Source organism: Psychrobacter sp. HII-4 (assembly GCF_904846595.1).
Taxonomy (GTDB): Bacteria; Pseudomonadota; Gammaproteobacteria; order Pseudomonadales; family Moraxellaceae; genus Psychrobacter; species Psychrobacter celer.
Map to the genome: position 1 here is coordinate 1 of NZ_CAJHBJ010000111.1, position 653 is coordinate 653.

The 653-nt window shown below is 42.0% G+C and carries 1 protein-coding gene; it reads left to right on the forward strand.

The genetic code is table 11. The features are described from left to right. Positions 1-9: 9 nt before the first annotated feature. Positions 10-653 (forward strand): tetratricopeptide repeat protein (locus JMX98_RS13980; protein WP_227680198.1); only part of this gene is annotated, 644 nt, incomplete at its 3' end.

Here is a 653-nt window from a genome sequence, read left to right on the forward strand (position 1 = left end):
CTAGGTAGTATGTATGAAAACGGTGAAGGTGTCAGTCAAGATAAAACTAAAGCTGCAGACTGGTATCGAAAATCTGCAGAGCAGGGGTTTGCTGATGGGCAAAATGCGTTAGCCAAACTGTATTACTTTAATATGGAGCTTGAACCTGTCTTTAATGAGTCAATTGCTTGGTTTGAGAAGGCAGCCGCTCAGGGTCAGCCAGAATCTCAGCTCTATCTTGGTACTTTTTATCAGAATGGTTATGATAGAGCAATAGATAACGAGCAAGCTTTAAAGTGGTATAAAAAATCAGCCGAGAATGGTTTTGCAACCGCTCAACTGCAGCTTGGTATCATGTATTCTGAGGGAGATTGGATAGAACAAGATTACAATAAAGCCTATAGATGGACTCGAAGGGCAGCAGAGCAAGGAGACATGGAAGCCCAATATAATCTAGGTGTTATGTATGCTAACGGCTTTGGTGTCAAACAGCATTACGCACTAGCCGCCATGTGGTATAACAAATCAGCAGATCAGGGTTATGCTGCTGCGCAAAACAACCTAGCTGCATTATATTATACAGGTGATGGGGTTGTACAAAGTTACGATAATGCTTTCAAATGGTATAGCAAATCTACCGCTCAAGGAGACTTAGAAGCACAAACCAATCTTGG